Raw genomic sequence first — 5,516 nt, 5'->3', positions numbered from 1 at the left:
GCTGTGGTGATTTTCGGAAACATTTAGTGACAACGAAAAACAACAACTCAATTTTATGGAATGGACTCGCCGTTCTCTTATGGATCGGCATCTTCTTCGCCGGACTATTTCCGGAACCGATCTTCTTTAAACTGCGCCAGCTGGGCGGCGTAACCATGCATCAGGCCTTTATCAACTCCCACTGGTTCATTACCTTTTCCTGTACCGGATTTCTCGCCTGGTTTGTCACACAACGCAGCCGTGAAGCCGGGGTTGACAGCCATCTCGCCTTGGGCAAAGGCATACAAGTGGCCGTTCTGTCCTTGGTCGCTTTCTTGCCCGTGCCAATCGAAATACTGCCCGGTTACTTTTTCATCTTGGGGCGCTTCTATTATTTCCTGATCATGGCCGTTATTACCGCTAAAATGCTGTGCTGGCTTTATTTGCTGCAAGTGGTGCTCAATTACCATCTCTTTGCCGGCGCCGATGTGTTAAAAGATATGCCCCTCCTCTTTCCCAGTGCGCGCAAACAGGCTTCCGCCGCCCCGCCGGCAATGTCTGAAGACGCCAGCGATACACCGCCCACGCCCGCTAACGACGAAGAAAAGGAATAACACTCCTATAAGGCGGCGCGCTCAACGACCGCCCGTTCGCGAAATCCCACGTGAAGCCACAGGGCAATAATGGCACATAAAATACCGGGGATAAGCCAAAACATACGATAGTCCACCATACCGCTTACCGGATCGGAAAAGAATTGCGCTGTCCACCCTGCAAAAAGAAAACCTGCCAAAGGTCCCGCGCCGGAGATCATGAGCGTCAACAATTGCTGCGCGCCCGCCCTTGTGGCGGACGTACTGTGTTTTTCCACATACAGATAGGCCGTCGTAAAAAAGAAGGCATAGCAAAAACCGTGCAAGGCAATACCTGCCACAATGGCGATATGATTTTCTGTAAATGCGAAGATGAGCATGCGCAGACCTTGCGCGATAACACCCCAAAGCATGATCCGTTTCATAGAGATGCGGCTGAGAAACCAGCCCAAAAAGAGCAAGACCAACACCTCCGACGCCTGTCCGATACTCATGCCCGGCATAATATAGGCCTCGGGAAAACGCAGGTGAACCAGAAAAGGACTCATCCCAAAATAATAGAATTGATGGCAGGCTCCGTTTAAAAAATTGAGCAGGCAGAGGAGCAGCATTTCCGGGCGTAAAAATAAACGAAACACCTCTCCGTATAGGGGTGCTGTCGGTTTGTCGAAAGAGGAGCCTGTCAGGCGCAGCATAAAAAGGGCCAAAGCGACAGACGCAAAGGCAGAAACCAATAAGGCGTGTCCCAGCCGTGTCCCCGACGCGTCGCCTTTCAGCCACCAATAACCAAATACCCACGCGACCGCCACCCAGCCGAGAGTCCCCCACATCCGTATGCCGCCAAAATCTCGGCGCGCATCAGAAGCATGCTGCAAAACGACTGTGTTGGTCAGTCCAAAGGTGGGCGCAAAACACAGCCCATACAAAAAATAAAGGCTGATGAAAAAAGAAAAGGAGTGGACACGATAGAGCCACAGCATGAGCAAGGCAGCCAGACCATGACATAGCATCAACATGCTTCGCGCACCCATCCAACGATCCGCGATGCGCGATGCGATCAAAGGCGCTACACTCGCCGCCGCCGAAGGCATCGCCATAATCATGCCCGCCCGGAAAGGCGCAATCCCCAAATGATCTTTCAAATAGAGGCTGAGAATGGGCACAGTTGCGCCGGGAACGGCATATTGCAAAAACATCATAACCGATAAGCGGCGTTTGAGTGATGGATTCAATGGCAGTGATTCCCTGTCATAAGGCTTGGTGTTTTCCCCTCCATCAGCATAGCATGACTGCCCACACTGTTGCATATTTTAACGTCATAAAACCCCATAAAAAAAGCGCCGGCGACAAATAATGCCGCCGGCGCAAACACAAACAGATAAGAGTTAACGGCGTTTACGTAGGACCGATACGCCCATCACAGCGGAGACCGCGCCAAGCAGTGCCAGGCCGGCAAGACCCGCAATGGGTACACCGGAAATAATGCCCAGCGTGAAGATAGGCGACCATGCCGATTCGTCAAGGACACTATCATTTACTTCACACTGATACTGACCGATATCTTCATAGGAAACGGAAGCAATGCTATAAATGGGATCAACACCGTTCGGAATGGCGTCAAGCGCCTTGTCTTCCGTGTGACGATACCATTGATAGGACAGGCTGCCTTCCGCACCCGCGACAAGAATCTTGAAGGAAGCCGATGAGCCTTCGGGGACATAGATCTCGGTCAAACCGTCTGCGGACACTTGAAGTCCTTCTACAGGTTCACCTTCGGCGGGCTCGCCTTCGGCAGGTTCACCTTCGGCAGGTTCGCCTTCGGCAGGTTCACCTTCTACGGGTTCGCCTTCGGCGGGTTCGCCTTCAACAGGTTCACCTTCTACAGGTTCGCCTTCGGCAGGTTCACCTTCAACAGGTTCACCTTCGGCAGGTTCGCCTTCGGCAGGTTCACCTTCACCTTCGTCCGGTATCGTGATATCGTCGATTACCGTTACAACGGCGATGCACTCATCCGAATTACCGGAAGTGTCTTCTACACGAAGCGTCACATTTTATGCGCCCACATCGCCCACACCGAAGCTAATACTTGAGGAACCGTTAATCAATCTCGCAGCGATTTGATAATTGTCGTAACTGCCATCATCCACGTCGGCAGGCGTGATCTCAGGAGCGCTCAAATAAACGTCAATGTCTTTACAGATCGCAACAGGCGCCGTTTGGTCTTCTACCTTAATGCTTGTACCACATTGCGCGGTATTACCGCTTGTGTCTGTAACCGTAAGGGTGACCGGTGTGGAACCGATGCTCAAGGTCGCTCCGATCGCAGGCGACTGGGTGACCGATACAGTGCCGCAATTATCGGTGGCGGTCACTTCTGAGCGCAGATCGGGAGCGGGCGCCGTGCCGGAGGTGGCGTCGGCGACAACGGTGTAAACCGCATTAGGAAGTGTCGTAATCACAGGATCAATATCATCTATCACTGTGACCGTTGACGTACAACTATCTGTGTTGCCTGCGGCATCTTCCACACTTAGAGTGACTGAATTCGCGCCCAAATCAGCACATGTAAAGGTTAAGCTGCTTTGATTGTTTATAAGACGGCTGGTGATGCCCACATTATCATAACTGCCATCATCTACATTGACCGGCGTGATCTGAGGAGCGCTTAAATAAACGTCAATGTCTTTACAGATCGCGACAGGCGCCGTGTTATCCTGCACCTTCACCGTACGCGTAACGGGAACGGCGTCATTCCCATAATAATCGGTGACCGTATAAATGACGCTATAGCTGCCGGGCACAGACGTATTCACTTGAGAATTTATGACGATCTTATTGCCTATCTGTCCTTCACAATTGTCGAGAGCCGTTGCGCCGCTTTCAACATAGGCAGCTCCCACCGCTACAATCTGAGGATTAGATCCTTTCAGTGTAATCACAGGCGGCACGTCATCTTCTACAGTGAACGCCGCTTGGCAGGTACTGGTATTACCGGAGCCGTCCGTTGCCGTAAAAGTAAATGTCGTGTTTCCAACAGCGAGATTAGCATTTATATTCGGAAATTGCGTAATGATGCAGGAACCGGAGTTGTCGGTGGCGGTCACTTCTGAGCGCAGATCGGGAGCCGAGAACATACAAGCGGCTCCGGCAGACACCGTACGATCCGCCGGACATACGCTGATGACAGGAGGCGTTTGATCTACTACCTTAACGCTTGTACCACATTGCGCGGTATTACCGCCTACGTCTGTAACCGTAAGAGTGACCGGTGTGGAACCGATGCTCAAGGCCGTTCCGATCGTAGGTGACTGGGTGACCGATGCGATGCCGCAATTGTCGGTAGCAACTAATGCTGCGGTTAAATCCGGAGCGGGCGCCGTGCCGGAGGTGGCGTCGGCGACAACGGTGTAAACCGCATCCGGAAGTGTCGTAATCACGGGATCAATATCATCTTCCACTGTGACCGTTGACGTGCAGCTGTCTGTGTTGCCTGCGGCATCTTTCACACTCAAGGTGACTGAATTCGCGCCCAAATGAGCACATGTAAAGGTTAAGCTGCTTTGATTGTTTATAAGACGGCTGGTGATGCCCACATTGTCTGAGCTGCCATTATCAACCTGCGTTGGAGAGAGTGTGGGCGAACTCAATTTCACCGTTGCATTCTTACAACGCGCCGCGGGTTTCGTCGTGTCATTGACGGTAATCGTAAAATCTTTTTCAAAAACGGTAGGATAGACCGTATTTCTTACGCCGACCCGAACCGTATAGGAACTTGCCTGCCCGCGGTCGATGAGCGTTGTGTCGGCAATTAACAGATTCATTGTCAACCCCGTACCACCGGCCAATTTAAAGCGGCCGCCTGCATTATTGGGTAACGTCCACGTGTAGGATCCCACACCATCTTTGTCGACAGCAGTAAAAGTCCCCACCACGGTATTATTCGGATCTGCATCGTTTACCGACAAGGCGGGCGCACTCAAACTCTCCATGCCGTAGTAGCCGGGAACGACCAGCTCCACCATTTCCCAGTCATAACTAAGCGCTCCGGATTTTGGCGTATTCCAGTTCCCTGTTATCGCGCTGCCTGTACCCATGAGCGTACTGCCGCCGTGACGGCTATTCTTAGCGAGGTAAGTCGCTTTCTCATTCCATCGTTGTACGTGACCGGTTCCTGTAACGCTTAGATCACCTGAATTGTAGCCAATACAAGAAACAATCATAGAATTAAGAGGCGCTTCTGTTCCGGTAAAAGAATAGGAAGCGTCCGGGCTGTATCCGCTCTGTAGCCCTGTAACAGCGTTTGATAATCTGCTGAGATTTACATCCTTAAGGCAGAGAACACCCATCCCTTTCCAGCTGTTACTACCATTGAGTTTAGCGTAAACAGTGGTGGCACCCGCCGGCGGGTTCGGCAAATACCAGAGCTCTGCGCGGGCATCACGGTTTCGGGGTGAATTGATCGCTTTCGTAAAGAGCGTACCGCTTGACCCGCCAAGCCGCACTGCATCAACATTCCTTAAAGTACCTGTGGTACCCTTGGCGTTGGACACACCGGCAACAAGCAGGGTTGTTCCGGCAGGAACCGTTACGCTCAGTGACATATTGTCACTATTGCTGTGGTTCTCCAGCGATGCGGCACTGAGAAACTGTACCTGTGCCATGCCGGAAACTGAAATAAGCATACACGCTAACATTAAAACCATCGTTCGTAAATAAAAATACTTCATATCCGCTCTCCTTTTTTTCTCATGTTTTGGGTTGACAGGACTGTCTTAGCGCACCCCTCTTCTTTGTAGATATCACCCTTACTCCATAGAGGGACATCGTCACGTACTCCTTATTTACCCGTGCTACCTTATGAAAACTTTTCCGGCTATCCCGTGGGCGCAATCGACCCTTTTGCTGTACGCGCCACCTGACAGCCATTCAAAATACATGCTCATT

The 5,516-nt window shown here is 51.6% G+C and carries 5 protein-coding genes; 2 read left to right on the top strand and 3 right to left on the bottom strand.

Annotated elements, in window-relative coordinates:
• Nucleotides 1–26 precede the first annotated feature (26 nt).
• Nucleotides 27–593: a hypothetical protein gene (locus GX117_08735; GenBank protein NLO33425.1), complete on the top strand. Its 567-nt coding sequence runs from the start codon at nucleotides 27–29 to the stop codon at nucleotides 591–593.
• Between the two features lie 5 nt (nucleotides 594–598).
• Here GX117_08735 and GX117_08730 read toward each other — a convergent pair whose 3' ends face one another.
• Together GX117_08730 and GX117_08725 are read right to left on the bottom strand one after the other, a co-directional pair.
• Entirely contained in the window at nucleotides 599–1,804 is a 1,206-nt protein-coding gene (locus GX117_08730; protein ID NLO33424.1) for a nucleoside permease, read from the bottom strand.
• Nucleotides 1,805–1,957: 153 nt separating this feature from the next.
• The gene (locus GX117_08725; protein NLO33423.1) at nucleotides 1,958–2,305 is read right to left on the bottom strand and encodes an immunoglobulin domain-containing protein; all 348 of its coding nucleotides are present in this window, start codon (nucleotides 2,303–2,305) and stop codon (nucleotides 1,958–1,960) included.
• Between GX117_08725 and GX117_08720 the strand changes: the two genes are divergently transcribed.
• The gene (locus tag GX117_08720; protein NLO33422.1) at nucleotides 2,275–2,547 is read left to right on the top strand and encodes a hypothetical protein; all 273 of its coding nucleotides are present in this window, start codon (nucleotides 2,275–2,277) and stop codon (nucleotides 2,545–2,547) included. The two genes, GX117_08725 and GX117_08720, sit on opposite strands and share 31 nt — an antisense overlap.
• 76 nt (nucleotides 2,548–2,623) lie before the next feature.
• Here the strand turns inward: GX117_08720 and GX117_08715 are convergent, their stop codons facing one another.
• On the bottom strand, nucleotides 2,624–5,299 hold the full coding sequence (locus tag GX117_08715) for an HYR domain-containing protein (protein NLO33421.1): 2,676 nt from the start codon (nucleotides 5,297–5,299) through the stop codon (nucleotides 2,624–2,626).
• Nucleotides 5,300–5,516: the final 217 nt, after the last annotated feature.

The organism is Candidatus Hydrogenedentota bacterium (assembly GCA_012523015.1).
GTDB lineage: Bacteria > Hydrogenedentota > Hydrogenedentia > Hydrogenedentales > CAITNO01 > JAAYBJ01.
Note: the sequence above shows the minus strand (reverse complement) of the source record. Positions and strands in the feature narration are given on the sequence as shown.

What these genes read in the sequence shown, in the direction of transcription:
- GX117_08720 (NLO33422.1), top strand. Translation starts at nt 2,275, where the DNA reads ATGAGCCTTCGGGGACATAGATCTCGGTCAAACCGTCTGCGGACACTT.
- GX117_08715 (NLO33421.1), bottom strand. Translation starts at nt 5,299, where the DNA reads ATGAAGTATTTTTATTTACGAACGATGGTTTTAATGTTAGCGTGTATG.